Source organism: Mesorhizobium sp. M0184 (genome assembly GCF_040322215.1).
In the GTDB taxonomy this organism is placed as follows: domain Bacteria; phylum Pseudomonadota; class Alphaproteobacteria; order Rhizobiales; family Rhizobiaceae; genus Mesorhizobium.
On the sequence record NZ_JAMYSZ010000014.1, the window covers coordinates 153819 to 170226 of the forward strand.

A 16408-nucleotide genomic window follows, 5' to 3' on the forward strand; every position below is an offset into this window, starting at 1 on the left:
GCGGAGGTGGAGGCGGAGGTTTTGGGCAATTGCAGGGGTTAGGCGCGATAGGAGCAGCAAGCAAAGGTGGCGACACCTGTACAGGTGCCGGCAACCGAGCACATCCGGCAGCGTTTAGGCCGCAAATCGCTCCGAAAAGAAGCCAGAAGGGCTGGTGCCGCATCTATTGAATCGCGTGAGCTTCTAGCTCTTGAAGGTGCTCCCCGCTCAGCCCAAACTGAAGTGCCGGCATTTTAGGATCCACCAAGTCTGCGCCAGCTTCATTTTGAACCCGGTAAGTCACGAAGCCGTCCACAAATTCGGATAAGCTAAGCCTATCATACAGCGCCTTTAGCGCAGTATATTGTTCTTGAGTTATTTGCGGAGGATTTGCGCTCAGCTTTGCCACTAGCTCCTCATATTTCTTTAGCTTTGCAGCACCTTCTCGACGGAGCCTCTCGCGCAGCAGGTCCGCCTTTTCCTGGGTCACACACGATTCCTTCGCGTCACCAAGATCTTGGAAAAATTGCTTGGTTTCAGGCCCGCAATTCACCGCTAACGTCGTTCCGAAAGCCACTTCCGATTCAAAGCGTCCCGTATAGGAAACAGTCTCATTCCATTCTTTTGATTGCTTAAAATAAGCCGAGCTATACCCACCGCTTACGGAAACGGAAAAGCCAAATAGGCCAACACCACCGCCGCCGCTTGGAATTGCTTCCGCCTGAGGATAGTTGGTGTCGAATTTGAAAAACCCAGTACCCTCGGTTGCTTGTTGATTAATGGCCTCGAAAATCTTCTTTGTCATATCCATGACTTGCCGTCCGTAAGTCGCAGTATCGAGACTACCTTCGTCCATTTTAAACGTACACGCACCACTGTCTTTGAGTTCTTGTGCAACATTAGAATAGGTAGCCGATCCCAACCGAAACCAACCGACACTCGCCGAAACAGATGCCTTCGACCGCACCTGACTCCATACTTTAGACAAATCGCAATGAATCTTCGCTATCCAAGGATCTCCAACAAATTCAGCCTTGCCAACAACGTTAAATCCGAAATGAGGATTGGCGGTAATATCTGAACCTACCTGCTGCGCAGCAACAATGTGGCCAAAGCCAGAGTTCAGACTACCAATTGAATAGTTGAGATCAGCCCCGAATTGTATCGTGGGAGGCAGATTCTGCTCCAGTCCTTCCCCAAACGATAGCGTCTGATCCAGTGCGGTCGACGTGATTTTTGGTGATCGCAGCACCATGGGCAATAACTTAGGACTTTCAATAGCGAAGTCTTTCTTGATTTGCGCAATCAGCTCTTCTCTTTGTTTATCGGAAAGATCAACGTTGATAACACCCGAGAGAATTGCGCCAACACGGCTGGTGATCTCGCCGGAGGCGCTTTGAACAAAGTAGGAACGGCCTATGCCGAAATGCGTGACCTTAAAGGATTTTAGCCGCTCGCCCAGCAAGACGTCAGCGCTCAGGGGAAGGTAGTAAAATTGGCTGGGCACGTCCGCATCCTGATAAGCGATGGCGCCCTTAATCGATGTTCCCTTGCTAAATTTGGGCGCGGAGAGAGCATCTGTTGTCGTTAGGAGCGCAGTCGCAGTCAAGCAGGTGAATGTCGCAAGAAGTTGACGGGTCGATATCATGTGAGATCCTCCCATATTATAGATTTACAATAGAACTAGTTGAGATTCCATCGAATAGAGAGATGAGGCGGCCGGGATTAGCACTACAAAGGGACGACGCGCCAACTCGAAATGTCGACGAACGGCACCTGCATCCCCCGCCGAACCAGCAACGAATGCTCAATCCCCAGTATCTTGCGGACGCTCGCCAGCGCCGCCTCGTTCACCTCGATATACGCGACGATGTACCACTCGCCGTTTTCTTCCCTGGCCATGCCCATCGGCTCGGCGCGCCATTTGAGGGCGCCGTGGTGCGGCATGAAGTAGGTTTCCTGGATGCCGCCGACGGCGCTGAGGCCTTCGTCGAGAGCGTATTCCATCACCGCGCAGCACAGCTGCGTCAGCGTGCCCCTCAGTCCAGCAGTGCGTTTGTCGGGAACGACGAATGTGCGCGTCCATTCGGCCCAATCGGGACGTCTGGGGACGCCCGATTTTTCGCACATGTGAGAAAAAACCTCCGAGACCATATGCGGCTCGCTCGTTGGGATCAATCGAGCCGAAGTCACTACGCGATCGTCTTCAATGCCTAGCAGGTATGTCGCCGCGTCTGTATCGAATTGATCCAGCTCGCGACCATCCGGGCTCGGAGGGCGCCAGCGTTTTTGATGCACGAAGAAATCGTGCCGCCGGCGCAGAAACTCGTCGAATTCGTTTTCGTAAAGATGCTTGTTATGCGCATTGACTACGTGGGCCGTTATCATGGCGCGATCCCCCGATCGTTCTCGCAGGGATACTCGCAGTCGCGCTAATATACGTCACCTGTCCGATGGGACAGTTGACGCGTTTAGGGATGGATTAGGCGCCGGCGCACCGCCTCGACGACCGCTTGCGTGGTCGTTGCGACGCCAAAAGCCTCGCGAGCCCGTGTCGAGTGCCATTTGACCGTACGCTCGGTCAGGCCGAGGATCTGCGAGGTTTCCGATGAGGTCTTGCCGGCCGCGGCCCACAAGAGCACCTCTTTTTCGCGGTCGGTCAGCACGCCCTCATGGTCGTCATCGTCATTGGCCAAGGCCTGGATCGACATGCCCGCGTAGACCGCCATCGTCACCAGTTGCACCTGATGGCGCGGCGACAGGGTGCAGGCCTTCGCGGAAGAGGCAAACGACAGCACGGATTGCCAATGGTGAACGCTAAGCATCGGTACGGCGAAGCCGCTACAGATGCCGAACTCCGTCGCCTCGCCGGCAACGCGTCGTGAGCCCTCCGTATCCGACCACTTTGCCGGGACTTCGGACCAGAGGAACGGCTTCAAGGTCTTTGCCGAGTAAACGCAAACGCCGTCGACGGCGGCATGCTCGGCCTCGACATAGCGCTCGAACCAGCCGGCCGGCCAGCCATTCAGTTCGACCATCGGTGCAAGCTTCTGCCCGCCAAGCGGCACACCGCTCAGGATAAGGTGCTCGAAGCCGAGATTTCGCACGGTTTCGAGCAGGTCGCCCAGAAGCGGCCCGGTAGCTGTGTGCTTCCTGCAGCGTTCGACAAAGTCGAACACGTCTGAATCGATCATGACAGAGACCCCCCGTCTCCACGCCCGAAAACAAAGCTTACCTTAAATTAGTGACTTCGAATATCCCAATAAGTGCGTCCGCGACGCAGGACGCGTGGACCAAAATCAGCTAAATCAGCCAGACGTGATCAGCGAAGCAGGACCCCAAGCATGACGCCAGCATTGCCGAAACGAAACGAGCCGTTCCGGGCCGGCGAAACCGCGCTGCTGCTGGTCGACATGCAGCGGGTCTGGCTGGAGCCGGGCGCCGATCCGGCGCATCCGGAGCGCGGTCCCGACCACTATTTCTACCGGCAGACGGCGTCGCAAACGATCCCCAACCAGGAGCGCCTTCTGGCGGCGGCGCGGGCCAACGGCGTCGAGGTGATCCATACCATCATCCAGAGCCTGACCGAAGACGGCCGGGACCGCTCGCTCGACCACAAGCTGACGCCGATCCATGTCGCGCCGAGCCGACCGGAAGGTCTGCCGGTGCCGTCGCTGGCGCCGGTCGGCGACGAGATCATGCTGCCGAAGACGTCGTCGGGCGTCTTCAACTCGACCAACATCGACTATGTCCTGAAGAACCTCGGCGTGCGTTATCTGATCGTCGCCGGCATCATGACCGACCAGTGCGTCGACATGGCGGTGCGCGATGCCGCCGATCGCGGCTACCTCGTCACCTGCGTATCGGATGCCTGCGCCGCCGCCTCGCAGGAGCGCCATGATGGCGCGCTAAAAGCCTTCGGTGGCTATTGCTGGGTCACTGATACCGCCACCGTTACGGGCCGTTTCGAAGCCTTGGGAAAAGCTGCATGACCGTCGAACCGCTGGTTGCCGTCGTCACCACCGATCTGTCGGCGATCACGCGCGGCCGCTCGGTCGTCGAAAGCAAGCTGCAGAAGATCGCCGCGACCGGCGTCGGCTGGCTGCAGGCCAATCTGTCGCTGACGCCGTTCAACTCGATCGTCGATCCCAATCCCTGGGGTTCGTCCGGCGATGTGCGGCTCATTCCCGATCTCAACGCGCGGTTTCGCACGGCGCTGACCGGATCGGCGACGCCTTTCGACATGGTCGCCGCCAACATCGTCGAACTCGACGGCAGCCCGTGGGTCGGCTGTACGCGGACCATGCTCAAGGATGCGCTGGCGGAGTTGAAGGCAGCGGCCGGGCTTTCCGTCATCGCCGCCTTCGAGCATGAATTCCATATCGAGGGCGACTTTGGGCCGGCTCATTCGATGTCGTTGGCAGCACTGCGCCGCGCCGACCCGTTTGCCGCCAATCTGATGGCGGCGCTGGCGGAAGCCGGCGTCGCGCCCGAAGTGGTGATCGCCGAATTCGGCACCGACCAGTTCGAGGTGACGTGCGAGCCGGCCGATGCGCTTGCCGCGGCCGATCGCGCCGTCGCCATCCGCGAGATCACGCGCGAAGTCGCGCGATGTGCCGGCTGGCGGGCCAGCTTCGCACCCAAGATCGCGCCGGATGCCGTCGGCAACGGCGTCCACATCCATTTCAGTTTCGTCGACGAGGCCGGCAAGCCGGCGACCTGCGACCCGGCCCAGCCTGGCGGCCTTTCCAGCCGTGCCGCTTCGTTCTGTGCCGGCGTGCTGCGCCACCTACCCGCGATCACCGCCATGACGGCGGCGAGTGTGTCGTCCTACTACCGGCTGAAGCCGCATAGCTGGAGCTCGTCCTACACCTGGCTTGCCGATCGCGACCGCGAGGCGAGCCTGCGCATCTGCCCGACGGTGACGATCGGCGGGCGCGATCCGGCGCGGCAGTACAATATCGAATACCGGGCAGCCGACGCCACCGGCAATCCCTATTTGTCGCTGGTGGCGATCGTGCGCGCCGGGCTGGAGGGGCTGAAGGCCAAGCTGCCGGCGCCGCCGCTTGTCTCGGGCGACCCGACGCTGATGAGCGTTGCCGAGCGCAAGAAGCTTGGCCTCGTGCGGCTGCCGGAAACGTTGCCGGCGGCACTCGACGCGCTCGTCGCCGACAAGACCGTCACCGGATGGTTCGCGCCGGTGTTCGTCGAGACCTTTGTCGGCCTCAAGCGGCATGAGACCGAGCGCCTCGCCGGTCTCGACCCAGTGGCGGTCTGCGATCTCTACCGGACGCTGTATTGATGGCTGAGCCGCTTGCTAACGCCATCCTACCGGAAGGTTGGCTTCCAGCGGTCGAAGCAATCAACGAAACGGGGCGTTCCGATATCGTTCTGATATGCGAGCATGCGTCCAATCACATCCCGGCCGAGTATGCGCGGCTCGGTCTCGACAGCAGCCATTTGCAGCGCCATATCGCCTGGGACATCGGCGCCGCCGATGTGACCCGCACTCTGTCGAAGCTGCTCGATGCTCCGGCTTTCCTCAGCTCCTATTCGCGGCTTTTGATCGATCTCAATCGGCCGCTTGGTTCCAGCGGCAGCATTCCGGTGCTATCGGAGGACACCGGCATCCCCGGCAATGTCGGCCTCGATCCGGAGGAGCGAAGCCGACGTGCCGAAATCATGTTCGCGCCGTTCCATGACCGCGTGGCCGCCCATCTCGACGACCGGGCGAAGCAGGGCAGAGCGACGCGGATCGCGACGATCCACTCCTTCACGCCGGTCTTCCTCGGCATTGCGCGGCCCTGGCACGCCGGCGTGCTTTACGATCGGGCAGTCGATTTCGGCCAGGCAGTGCTTGCCGGCCTGCGCGCCGACAGTGCACTCAACGCCGCGGCAAACGAGCCCTACGTGATCAGCCGTGACGGCGACTATGCCATACCCGTCCATGGCGACGATCGCGGCATTCCCGCCGTCCTCATCGAGATCAGGCAGGACCTGCTGGCGGGCCGCTCCGGCATCGAGGAATGGGCGAAGCGGCTGGCCACAGCGTTACCGGCGCAGACACAGGCTTTGTGAACAAGCTCGGCTCAGTAGCGCAACGCGAGAGCCGAGCCGTCGGTGAAAAGCCTCCACCCGTCCTCAGGAGAAGATTTCCGCCAAGTCTTCGACGCTGGTGCCTTCCTTGACTTGCCGCAATTCGACATAGCTGACCGCTGCGGCGATCGACAATACGACTTGCTCGGCTGCGCCCCGCAAGGTGTCCAGGAAGAACCCGAACGTAATGCCTAAGGAAGATAGGACGCGGTCCGACGCAAAATTGATTGCGACCGAAGCCACGAATAGGGGAAACCAGAGACCGAGCAGACGCCAGCGGCTCCCCTTGGAAAGGTCGCGGCTGCGGCCCAAACTCGCGAATACTCCCAAACGTTCCTGTATCAGAACCGGTATCGCTACAACCCAGAGAACCAACCACAACAATCCCGGAACGATGAGCAGCACGAGGCCGACTGTGAAGCCGATGTTGACAATCAGCGAAATGCCGATTGCCGGCAGCAGGAGCGCCAAGCCTGTCCCCATACAATCTCGCATCGACGGCCGCTTGCCGCTCAAATCCTCGATCGCAGCGCGCGTCAGCACCGCCTCCAGGAAAGCCATAAGGACCACATAGCCGATCGCGCCAACGACCGTGAGCACGAGCCGTTGAACCGAGAATTCCGCAACGCCATGCTCGATATTCGTAACGGATTTCCAGAACCAGAGCGCAAACACGAATCTGGGCAAGGTGTAGAAAATCAGGGCAAGCCCGAGGCAGAGCGCGAGATTGCGGCCGATGACCGCAAAGCTGGCGCCGAAAACCCTGCCGATACGAAATGTGTTGGGCTGGTCCAGCGTTATTGACGCCGCGATATTACCTATCCAGTCCAGACCGATCCTGACGCGATGAAGGCAGCAAATCCCTTGCCGCTACGAGAAGATTTCCGCCAAGTCTTCGACGCTGGTGCCTTCCTTGACTTGCCGCAGCTCGACATAGCTGACTGCCGGGGCGATCGACGTCACAATGGATACGATCGCTGTCACCAGGGCGCCAAGAAATATGCCGGTGGTTAGGCCAAAGACCATGATCGCACGGCTGAGCACGGCCTGGATCAGCACCACAGCTATGAACAGGACAATCCAGAATCCGAACAGAGCCCAGCGGCTTCCTTTGGTAAGTTCCCGGCTGCGCTTCATGCTGCCGAAGACCCCCAGTCTTTCCTGAACCAAGACAGGCACAGCGACAGACCAACGAAGCCACAATATGATGCCGGGAACGAGCAGAAGCATCGCGCCGGCGGCGGCGCCGAGGCTCACCAGCACCGCGATGCCTATCACCGGCAGCAGGAGGGAGATTGCCGTCTTGAGGCAATCGCCAATCAATGGTCGCTTGCCGTTCAGATCCTCGATCGCGGCACGCACCAGCGCCGCCTGCAGGATTGCCGACAGTGTCATGGAAACCAATACGCCAACGATCGTGGCAGTGATTCGTTGGACTGAGAACTCCGGAACGCCAGCCTCGACGTTGGTCGCCCATTTCCAAATCCAAAGCTGGTAAAGAAGTGTAGGCAAGCCTGAGAACAGCATGGCCAATCCGAGGCAAAGCACTGGATTGCGGCTGATGACAGCGAAGCTGTCGTTGAAAACCCTGCCGATGCGAAATTTGTTCGGCCGTTCCAGTGTCACTGATGTCATGATGCTTCCCCCTGCCTCACCGCCGCATGGCTGGCGGCCCCGGTGGTAAATCTGCCAAGATTGGTGGTCGCCGTCCAGCCCACTTGCAATTGTTCCGCTGCATTGTCAGTGTCGGCAGGGAACCACAGGTTGCAGGGGAGCGGGTGGCGTTGGCACAGCCAGGCACAGCGGAAGCCGAACGGCTGACCAATCTGCACAAGCAGCTGATCGCCGATGAGTCGATCCAGTTCGACCTGCCGGCCTATGTGCCGCCGAAGCCGCCCGAGTGGCTGAAACCGCTGCAGGATTTTTTGTCGTGGCTCGGTCCCTACATGATCTATCTGTTCTGGGGGGCGGTGATATCGGGCGTCGCAATCATCCTGCTTCTGGTCTTCCTTGAGGTGAAAGGCATCGCCTGGCGGCTGCCGTGGCAGCGCGCCCGACCCGAAGTCGAAGACGAAGAAGCCTGGCGCCCCGACGCCGGCGCCGCGCAGATCCTGTTGTCGCAAGCGGATGGGCTGGCCGCACGCGGCGACTATGACGAGGCGGTTCACCTTTTGCTTCGGCGCAGCGTCGCCGATATTGCCGGCCGGCTGCCGGACTTCCTGCGCCCGTCGCTCACCGCGCGCGACATCGCCAACGCCCCTTCCCTGCCGGGAAGGGCGCGCCATGCGTTCACCGAGATCGCCCGCATTGTCGAGGCGGCGCTGTTCGCGCGCCGGCCGGTCGGCGCGGAAGGCTGGCGGCAGGCGCGCGGCGCCTATGAACGTTTCGCCTTCCGGGATGCCTGGACGTGAGTGCACCGGCGGTCGAGGCACAAGAGCCGTTCAATCGAAAGACACTGTTTTGGGGGATTTTCGCCAGCCTCCTTGCGGCAGCCGGTTTCTTCCTGCTGTCCACCTAGGCTCCCGATTTCCGGCAACCCGGCAATGGCGGCGCCACGCCGCTGTCGAAAAGCGGCGTCGGCTACGCCGGCCTGGCGGAATGGCTGCGGCTCACCGGCGAAGCGCCCTTGATGGCGCGGACCGAAGACGATCTTGCCAGAGATATACTGCTGATCGTCACCATCTCGCCCGACAGCGATCCGGAGGCGCTCGACCACATCCTCAATCTTCGCCAGGACCAGAACACGCTCTTCGTGCTGCCCAAATGGCAGATCCTGCCGCTGCAGGGGCATGAAGGCTGGAACATGAAATTCGGGCGATTGCCCGGTTCGGTAGTGAACGAATGGCTTGGCCGCATCGCCGATGCAAAGATCGGTGCCGGCCAGGGCACGGCAAAGCAACTCGACATCGAAGGCAACATGGTTGCCGCACCCGAAGAATTGCAGTGGGTGGCCGACAAGTACCCTCTCATCGCAGCCGGCAATGACAAGGCTGTGCTTACCGAGCTAGACGACAAGCCGTTCTATATCCTGACTGACCCCGATCTGATCAACAACGCCGCCCTCAAGGATCCCGAAAAGGCGGCAGCCGCGCTCGGGCTGATTGCCTTGCTCCAGCCCGACGACGGCCCGGTGATGTTCGATCTGACGCTGCACGGCGCGGGGCGGAAATATGATCTGGCCAAGCTTCTGGTCGAGCCGCCGTTCCTGGCGCTGACACTGACGATCCTGATCGCTGCGGCGCTGGCGTTCCTGCATGGCCTTGGCCGGTTCGGCCCGCCGCGTATCGACCAGCGCGCGATCGCCTTCGGCAAGCGTGAGCTGGTCGATACGCCGGCGATGCTCATGCGGCGTGCCGGCCGGCTGGACGAGCTGGGAGGCCGCTATGCGGCCTTGATGCGGGTGCGCGCTGGCGCGCTGCTCGGCGCACCGCAAGGGTTGCAAGGCAAAGCGCTCGACCACTGGCTCGACTCTCGCGATAAGGAGCAAGCTGGCGGCTTCACGACGCGCTCGCAAGCGGCCGGCGAGGCGAAGAATCTGACGCAGATGCAACAGGCAGCAGAACGGCTGCATGACTGGACGGCAAGGAGGCTCGGTGAACGTCGATGATGTGAAGGCCCTGGCGACACGGATCAGGGAAGAAGTGGCCAAGGCGATCACCGGGCAGCACGATACGGTCGACCTGATGCTGACCGCCTTGTTTGCGGGCGGGCATATCCTGCTGGAAGGTCCTCCGGGCACGGCCAAGACAATGACGGCGCGCTGCTTCGCCCAGGCGCTTGGGATCGCCTACGGGCGGATCCAGTTCACGCCGGACCTGATGCCCGGCGATATCGTCGGGTCGAACATCTACAACTTCCAGACCGGACAGTTCACGCTGACGCGCGGCCCGATCTTCTGCGATCTCCTGCTTGCCGACGAAATCAACCGCACGCCGCCCAAGACGCAGGCCGCACTGCTCGAGGCGATGCAGGAACATGCGGTCACCTTCGACGGAACCACGCATTCGCTCGGCCGCAATTTCATGGTCGTCGCGACCCAGAATCCGATCGAGCACCAGGGCGTCTATCCGCTGCCGGAGGCGCAGCTCGACCGCTTCCTGTTCAAGCACCGCGTCAGCTACCCTGGCCCGGAGGAAGAACGAGCCATCATCGTCCATCACGGCGGCGGCTCAGCCTCGCACGACATCGCGCAATATGGCATCGAGGCGCAGACGGACCGCGAGACGCTGCAGGAGGCACTCGCAACCGTCGGCTCCGTCACCCTCGTCGACGATGTCGTCGGCTACATAGCGGCTCTGGTTCGGGCTACGCGTGAAAATGCCGATCTGGAAGTCGGGGCCAGTCCACGCGCGGGCGCCATGCTGGCACGGGCGGCGCGGGCGCGGGCGGCGCTGGACGGACGCGCCTATGTGATCCCCGACGACGTCAAGGCGCTGGCGGTGCCGGCGCTGCGTCATCGCGTCATCCTTTCGCCTGCCGCCCAGATCGACGGCCGCCTTGTCGAGCAGATCGTCTCCGATCTGGTCGACCAGACGGAAGCACCACGTTGATCTATCCCAGCGGCCGAGCGGTATGGGCCGCCGCGGCCGGCGCGGTGCCGGCCTTCCTGGTCGCGCTGGCACTGCCGTCGTTCTGGTATCTGGGATTGCTGTGGAGCTGCCTGCTGCTTGCCTTCCTGGCGGTAGATGCCGCGGCCGGACGCGGGCGGGCATCGCTGAATGCCAGCATCGATGCGCCGCAGCAGGTTGGTGTCGGCGGCGAGTTCAGCGTGCAAATTGCCGCCCGTCAACCGGGGCGACCGCGCGCCGCGCAGGCTCGCGTCGGCCACGATGCGCGGCTGGCGCCGGTGGACGGCAGCGGCGGCGCCTTGCTGCCAACCGCCGGAGGCGGGTCGCTCTTCCTCCGCTTCCAGGCGCTGCGGCGCGGCGTCGCCAGCTTCGACCGTCTCTGGGTGCGCTGGCGCGGGCCATTCGGGCTGGTCTGGAACCAGGTCGTCCTGCCGGTGGAAAGCAAGGTTGCGGTGCTGCCCGACGTCAGCAGCGCTCGCGGCGAGGCGATCACGCTGCTGCAACATGCGGCGCTTGCCGAAGGTCATGCGCAGCGCCGCGCCGGTCAAGGCCGCGAGTTCGACGCGCTCAAGGATTACCAGCCGGGCATGGGCCGGCGGATGATCGACTGGAAGCGCAGCGCCCGCCACGGCAAGCTGTTGGCGCGCGAGTTCCGCATCGAGGAGAACAACAACATCGTGCTGGCCATCGACAGCGGACGCCTGATGTGCGAGCCGGTTGACGGTGTGCCGAAGGTGGACCGGGCGGTGACGGCCGCCCTGCTGTCGGCATTCATCGCGCTGAAGGGCGGTGACATGGTCAGCTTGTTCGGCTTCGATGCAAGGCCGCGCGTTTCGAGCGGCGCGGTGCGCGGCCCCGCCAGCTTTGCGATGATCCAGAAACGGGCCGCCGAGATCGACTACTCCAGCGAGGAGACCAATTTCACGCTGGCATTGACGACGCTGGCGGCGCGGCTCGACCGCCGCTCGCTGGTCATCATCTTCACCGATTTCGTCGATCCGATCAGTGCGGAATTGATGCTGCGCACCGTGGGCCGGCTCACCGAACGGCATCTCGTGCTGTTCATGATGATGAAGGACACCGAACTGGAGGGCCTGGCCGACCTGCCGCCACGCTCCGGCGAGGATGTTGCCCGCGCGGTCGTTGCCGGAGGGCTCTTGCGCGAAAGGCAGGTCGTCATCGGCCGGCTGCGGCTGCTTGGGGCGCATGTGATCGAAGCCGACCACAAGCGGCTCGGTCCGGCGCTGGTCGAGCGCTATCTGCAGTTCAAGCAGGAGGATTTGCTGTGACGGCGCCGGTACGCGGCAATGCGGTGCGCGGCGACGCGGTACGCCAGTCGCTGGCCAGCTTCCGCCGCGAGCGCGAGGCCGACTGGAAGGCATTCGAGGCGCTGCTGGCGCGTGTCGAGAAGCGTGCGCCGCGGACGCTTTCCGAAGAGGAGCTGCTGTCGCTGCCGCTGCTCTATCGATCGGCGCTGTCTTCCCTGTCGGTGGCGCGCGCGACATCGCTCGATAATGCGCTGGTCGGCTATCTCGAAGCGCTGTCGCTGCGCGGTTATTTCTATCTCTACGGCGCGCGCCGCGGGCTGCGGCAGCGCCTCGCCGATTTCTTCCTGCATGACTGGCCCGAAGCCATTCGCGACCTGTGGGGCGAGACATTGGCGTCGGTCGCGCTGATGGTGATCGGCATTGGTGCAGGCGCCTGGCTGGTGGCATCCGACAAGAGCTGGTTCGACGCGATCATCCCGCCCGGCCTGGCAGGAGGCCGCGGACCCGACACCTCGGCCGAACTGCTGCGAGGCATGCTTTATGATGGCGACAATGGCTTTCTCTCAGGCTTTGCCGCCTATCTGTTCACGCACAACGTCCAGGTCGCAATCCTGGCCTTCGCCCTTGGCTTCGCCTTCGCGGTGCCGACGGTGCTGCTGATGTTGTTCAACGGCTGCATGATCGGGGCGTTGTTCCAAGTCTATTGGTCCAAGGGGCTTGGCATGGAGCTCGGCGGCTGGCTGGCCATCCACGGCACCACCGAATTGTTCGCAATCTCATTGGCCGGCGCGGCGGGCATGCGCATCGGCACCAGCATCGCCTTTCCCGGCGAATTGACACGCATGGCGGCAGCGGCTCGTGCCGGACGCATTGCCGCGAACGCCATGGTCGGGGTCTCGGTCATGCTGCTGTTTGCCGGGCTGCTCGAGGGCATTGGCAGGCAGACCATCACCAGCGACGTCACGCGCTACGGCATTGGCGGTGGCATGCTGGTGCTGTGGATCGGTTATTTCTACCTGTTCCGGGCGGTGCGGCATGGCGATCGCTAAACGCGCCGCCTTCGCGGCTATACGGCCGCTGATCACGCCCGAAGGCGTCGATCTCCGGATAAAGTTGGCCGACGCCGGGACGCGGGCCTCCGCCTTCCTGCTCGACATCGTGTTCATCGCCGTGGCTGCAATCGTGATCACGATCGTCGCGCTATTCGGGGTGGGAGGCCTTCGCAGCGAGGGATTTCAGCCGCTCTTCGTCGTCTGGATCATCCTGATCTTCTTTCTGCGCAACGCCTACTTCATCGTTTTCGAAGCGGGCCGGCGCGCGGCTACGCCCGGCAAGCGGATCGTCGGCATCCGGGTCGCGTCGCGCAGCGGAGACGGCCTGTCGATCGACCAGGTCATCGCCCGCAACCTGATGCGCGAGATCGAGGTGTTCCTGCCGCTGTCGATCATCGTTGGACGCAGCGGGACCGACCTCGCCGACACGCTGACGACGGTGTTCGGACTGGTGTGGACGCTGCTGTTTGCCTTGTTCCCGCTGTTCAATCGCGACCGCATGCGGATCGGCGACCTGTTGGCGGGGACCTGGGTGGTCGAGGCGCCGAAGCGCGCCTTGCTTGAAGACCTGTCGGCACGGCAGGATCCGGCGGCCGGCGCCTTCCGGTTCAGCCACGCCCAACTCGATGCCTACGGGATTGCCGAACTCCACAAGCTGGAGGAGGTGCTGCGCCGCGACGACTATTTCGCCCTGCGGACGGTGGCCGAAACGATCGGACGCAAGATCGGCGCGGCACCCCAAGCCCACGATGCGCGCGCGTTCCTGACGGCGTATTACGGCGAGCTACGGGCTCATCTCGAACGCAAACTGCTGCTGGGCAACCGCAGAGCCGACAAGCATGCGCGGTAGACCGGAGGGGGGACGGGATGCAGGTCAAAATTAGCGCGACTGAGGAATCCAGGATAGATCGCGCAATTCAGGCGGCGGTCTCTGGGTCCTGGGAAGAATTCAGCAGCCTCACCGACACTCCCTTTCCAAACGACGAATCGATGCGAGAGCAATTCGACGATTCCTCCCCCCGACTTCAGCAAGTGGGAGGAAATTGGAAACGAGAAACGGGCGTTGAGATCCTAGATGACGGAGTGCGCCTAATAATAGCGAGAATAGAAGCGCCGCCCACGGTGGATATCGTTTTTTCACTGCACAGCACGAGCGAATTCAGTGACAGCACAATCGGTATTCGGACATTTTTGCAGCAGCTGAATTGGGACTCCTAGCTATCGGTTCCGGCATTTCCAACCAGCGCCACCTCCTGCCCTACCCCACCCACTTCTCATAATCGGACACCAGCAGGTGCAGCGGTGCTGTGTCCTCGTCGATGTCCGCGAAGCGGCCGATCGGCTCGCGGAAGACGTTGTCGGTGAGATCGTCGTTGACGGTCGAGACCTCGCCGATCAGCACGTCCTTGCCCTCGGCCCAGAAGGCATGCCAGACACCCGGCAGCAAAGTGACGCTCTGGCCTGGGTCGAGCTTCAGCAGCCCGCCCGCGGGCAGCCTGTGGATGGTTCCGTCGACAGGCACCGATACTTCGGCCTTCGGATCGATGCCGCCATCGCGATCATGCATGAACAGCTCCAGCACCAGCTTGCCGCCGCCACGGTTGATGATGTCCTCGGCCTTGATGTTGTGGCGGTGCATCGGCGACAGCTGATCCTTGCGCGAGATCATGATCTTTTCGGCATAGAGCATGCCCATGCCCTTCTTCATGTCCTCGTAGCGGCCGTTGCGAACGGTGAACAGGAACAGGCCGAGCTCGTCGAATTTCTCCTGGCCGTAGTCGGTGATGTCCCAGCCAAGCCGCGACGAGAAGATTGCCGACGAATCCTGCCGGCGCGCCTTCATCTCTTCCGGCGACCAGTAGGCGAAGGGCGGCATGATGTAGCCGAACGAGCGGATGAAGGCGTCGGCGTCGCGGATGATGTCGTTGATGGCGGAGCGTTTCATGATCGTGGTTCCTTCCCGTCGCTTTGCGAGCGCTAGAACGGTTCATCGTTTCACGGAAACGCCGAACCGCTCCATCCTTTTTTTTTTGGACGCAATTCCGGACGGAAAACCGTTTCACACTTTTCCTGGAATTGCTCAAACCGCAATAGCCGAACGTCCATCCGGTGTCGATGCAAACTGCTGTCGCTGGCCCCATGACATGCGGTCCGATCAGGGCCATAAGGTCAACCAATTTTCCGATGGTGAGACCATGCGCAGCATAGACGACCTCGATACGCCGGCGATCCTGATCGATGCCGGCCGCGCCGAAGCCAATATCGCGCGGGCGCAGGCCCATGCCGACCGGCACGGGCTGAAGCTCAGGCCGCACATCAAGACCCACAAACTGCCCTACTGGGCAAAGAAGCAGATCGCGGCCGGCGCCGTCGGCATCACCTGCCAGAAGATCGGCGAGGCCGAGGTCATGGCCGACGCCGGACTGACCGACATCTTTCTGCCCTACAATATCCTCGGGCGGGCCAAGCTGGAACGCCTCAAGGCGCTGCACGGCCGCGTAACCCTGTCGGTGACGGCCGACAGCGTGGACACGCTGATGGGACTTGCCGCCACTTTTACCGATCCCGGCCACCGCCTGCCGGTGCTGGTTGAATGCGACACCGGGATGGGCCGCTGCGGTGTGCAGTCGGTCGGCGAGGCAGTCGCGCTGGCGAGCGAGATCGACAAGGTCCGGGGGCTCGTCTTCGGCGGCTTGATGACCTACCCGGGGGCTGGCCGCGCCGCCGAGACCGAGGCGTGGCTCGCGGATGCGCAGCAAGCACTTGCCACAGCCGGCCTTGCTTGCGAGCGCATCTCCAGCGGCGGCACACCCGATATGTGGCGTTCCGGCGAGCATAGCGTCGTTACCGAATACCGGCCCGGCACCTACATCTATCTCGACCGCTACCAGGTCGCCAAAGGCGTCGGCAGCCTCGACGATTGCGCACTGACGGTGCTGTCGACGGTGGTCAGCCGTCCAACGCCGACACGCGCCATCCTCGACGCCGGCAGCAAGGCCCTGTCCAGCGATACGCTGGGGCTCGCCGATTTCGGCGAGCTGCTGGGCATTTCAGGCGCAAGGGTGACCAGCCTCAGCGAAGAGCACGGCAACGTCACGCTGTCAGGCGGCGCCGAGCTTCGCATCGGCGAGCGCGTGCGCGTCGTGCCCGACCATTGCTGCGTCGTCACCAACCTGTTCGACGAGGTGCATCTGATCGAAGGCGACAAGGTGTTGGAGACGCTGCCGGTGGCAGCACGCGGGCGGATGGGGTGAGTCCAGCTGGAGCGCGTGCGCTTCAGGTACAAAATCCTTCAAACGCTGGAGGGACAGGATAGTGTGCTGAAGGTTCTGCAAAAAGTTTTGGAGAGAGAACGGCGCCTGCTCTGAGGGGCGAGCGGCCATGGCACGGTGGTGACGTTGCGATCACCGATTCCCGTGGAAGGGGAAGTGCCATGACCAATCGA

At 62.3% G+C, this 16408-nt stretch carries 17 protein-coding genes; 11 read left to right on the forward strand and 6 right to left on the reverse strand.

Going from position 1 to position 16408, the window contains the following annotated elements:
- Nucleotides 1-163: 163 nt before the first annotated feature.
- The 3 genes from NKJ23_RS18935 to NKJ23_RS18945 all read right to left on the reverse strand — a co-directional run bounded on the left by NKJ23_RS18935 (nt 164) and on the right by NKJ23_RS18945 (nt 3173).
- Nucleotides 164-1627, reverse strand: a complete 1464-nt coding sequence (locus NKJ23_RS18935) for a hypothetical protein (RefSeq protein ID WP_352681683.1) — start codon at nt 1625-1627, stop codon at nt 164-166.
- An 83-nt stretch (nt 1628-1710) separates the two neighbouring features.
- Nucleotides 1711-2367 (reverse strand): acyl-homoserine-lactone synthase, encoded by a 657-nt coding sequence (locus NKJ23_RS18940; RefSeq protein WP_352681685.1) that lies wholly within the window; start codon nt 2365-2367, stop codon nt 1711-1713.
- A gap of 83 nt (nt 2368-2450) precedes the next feature.
- Nucleotides 2451-3173: a LuxR family transcriptional regulator gene (locus NKJ23_RS18945; RefSeq protein ID WP_352681687.1), complete on the reverse strand. Its 723-nt coding sequence runs from the start codon at nt 3171-3173 to the stop codon at nt 2451-2453.
- Nucleotides 3174-3323: 150 nt separating this feature from the next.
- Between NKJ23_RS18945 and NKJ23_RS18950 the strand changes: the two genes are divergently transcribed.
- Genes NKJ23_RS18950 through NKJ23_RS18960 form a run of 3 tightly spaced genes read left to right on the forward strand, consistent with a single transcriptional unit; the run spans nt 3324 to nt 6057 of the window.
- The gene (locus NKJ23_RS18950; RefSeq protein ID WP_352681689.1) at nt 3324-3971 is read left to right on the forward strand and encodes a cysteine hydrolase family protein; all 648 of its coding nucleotides are present in this window, start codon (nt 3324-3326) and stop codon (nt 3969-3971) included.
- The gene (locus tag NKJ23_RS18955) at nt 3968-5281 is read left to right on the forward strand and encodes a type I glutamate--ammonia ligase (RefSeq protein WP_352681691.1); all 1314 of its coding nucleotides are present in this window, start codon (nt 3968-3970) and stop codon (nt 5279-5281) included. Before NKJ23_RS18950 ends, NKJ23_RS18955 begins: the two co-directional genes overlap by 4 nt.
- Nucleotides 5281-6057: an N-formylglutamate amidohydrolase gene (locus tag NKJ23_RS18960; RefSeq protein WP_352681693.1), complete on the forward strand. Its 777-nt coding sequence runs from the start codon at nt 5281-5283 to the stop codon at nt 6055-6057. The genes NKJ23_RS18955 and NKJ23_RS18960 overlap by 1 nt, the downstream gene beginning before the upstream one ends.
- 63 nt (nt 6058-6120) lie before the next feature.
- Here the strand turns inward: NKJ23_RS18960 and NKJ23_RS18965 are convergent, their stop codons facing one another.
- Entirely contained in the window at nt 6121-6750 is a 630-nt protein-coding gene (locus NKJ23_RS18965) for a hypothetical protein (RefSeq protein ID WP_352681694.1), read from the reverse strand.
- Between the two features lie 195 nt (nt 6751-6945).
- The gene (locus NKJ23_RS18970) at nt 6946-7602 is read right to left on the reverse strand and encodes a hypothetical protein (protein ID WP_245274617.1); all 657 of its coding nucleotides are present in this window, start codon (nt 7600-7602) and stop codon (nt 6946-6948) included.
- Between the two features lie 251 nt (nt 7603-7853).
- Here NKJ23_RS18970 and NKJ23_RS18975 point away from each other — a divergent pair, with 251 nt between their 5' ends.
- The 7 genes from NKJ23_RS18975 to NKJ23_RS19005 all read left to right on the forward strand — a co-directional run bounded on the left by NKJ23_RS18975 (nt 7854) and on the right by NKJ23_RS19005 (nt 14181).
- Nucleotides 7854-8486 carry a DUF4129 domain-containing protein gene (locus NKJ23_RS18975; RefSeq protein ID WP_352681696.1) on the forward strand — a complete coding sequence of 211 codons (633 nt, stop codon included), beginning with the start codon at nt 7854-7856 and terminating at the stop codon, nt 8484-8486.
- A gap of 218 nt (nt 8487-8704) precedes the next feature.
- Nucleotides 8705-9682, forward strand: a complete 978-nt coding sequence (locus NKJ23_RS18980) for a DUF4350 domain-containing protein (RefSeq protein ID WP_502902547.1) — start codon at nt 8705-8707, stop codon at nt 9680-9682.
- The gene (locus NKJ23_RS18985; RefSeq protein WP_292661489.1) at nt 9669-10625 is read left to right on the forward strand and encodes an AAA family ATPase; all 957 of its coding nucleotides are present in this window, start codon (nt 9669-9671) and stop codon (nt 10623-10625) included. The genes NKJ23_RS18980 and NKJ23_RS18985 overlap by 14 nt, the downstream gene beginning before the upstream one ends.
- Nucleotides 10622-11932, forward strand: coding sequence for a DUF58 domain-containing protein (locus NKJ23_RS18990; RefSeq protein ID WP_352681698.1), 1311 nt, complete (start codon nt 10622-10624; stop codon nt 11930-11932). Before NKJ23_RS18985 ends, NKJ23_RS18990 begins: the two co-directional genes overlap by 4 nt.
- Nucleotides 11929-12960, forward strand: coding sequence for a stage II sporulation protein M (locus NKJ23_RS18995; RefSeq protein ID WP_352681700.1), 1032 nt, complete (start codon nt 11929-11931; stop codon nt 12958-12960). Before NKJ23_RS18990 ends, NKJ23_RS18995 begins: the two co-directional genes overlap by 4 nt.
- A gap of 64 nt (nt 12961-13024) precedes the next feature.
- Nucleotides 13025-13813 (forward strand): RDD family protein, encoded by a 789-nt coding sequence (locus NKJ23_RS19000; protein ID WP_352681702.1) that lies wholly within the window; start codon nt 13025-13027, stop codon nt 13811-13813.
- Between the two features lie 17 nt (nt 13814-13830).
- Nucleotides 13831-14181, forward strand: a complete 351-nt coding sequence (locus tag NKJ23_RS19005) for a hypothetical protein (RefSeq protein WP_352579849.1) — start codon at nt 13831-13833, stop codon at nt 14179-14181.
- Nucleotides 14182-14221: 40 nt separating this feature from the next.
- Here the strand turns inward: NKJ23_RS19005 and NKJ23_RS19010 are convergent, their stop codons facing one another.
- Nucleotides 14222-14908 carry a D-lyxose/D-mannose family sugar isomerase gene (locus NKJ23_RS19010; protein ID WP_023674428.1) on the reverse strand — a complete coding sequence of 229 codons (687 nt, stop codon included), beginning with the start codon at nt 14906-14908 and terminating at the stop codon, nt 14222-14224.
- 250 nt (nt 14909-15158) lie between these two features.
- Here NKJ23_RS19010 and NKJ23_RS19015 point away from each other — a divergent pair, with 250 nt between their 5' ends.
- Nucleotides 15159-16217 carry a D-TA family PLP-dependent enzyme gene (locus NKJ23_RS19015; protein ID WP_352681704.1) on the forward strand — a complete coding sequence of 353 codons (1059 nt, stop codon included), beginning with the start codon at nt 15159-15161 and terminating at the stop codon, nt 16215-16217.
- Nucleotides 16218-16408 lie beyond the last annotated feature (191 nt).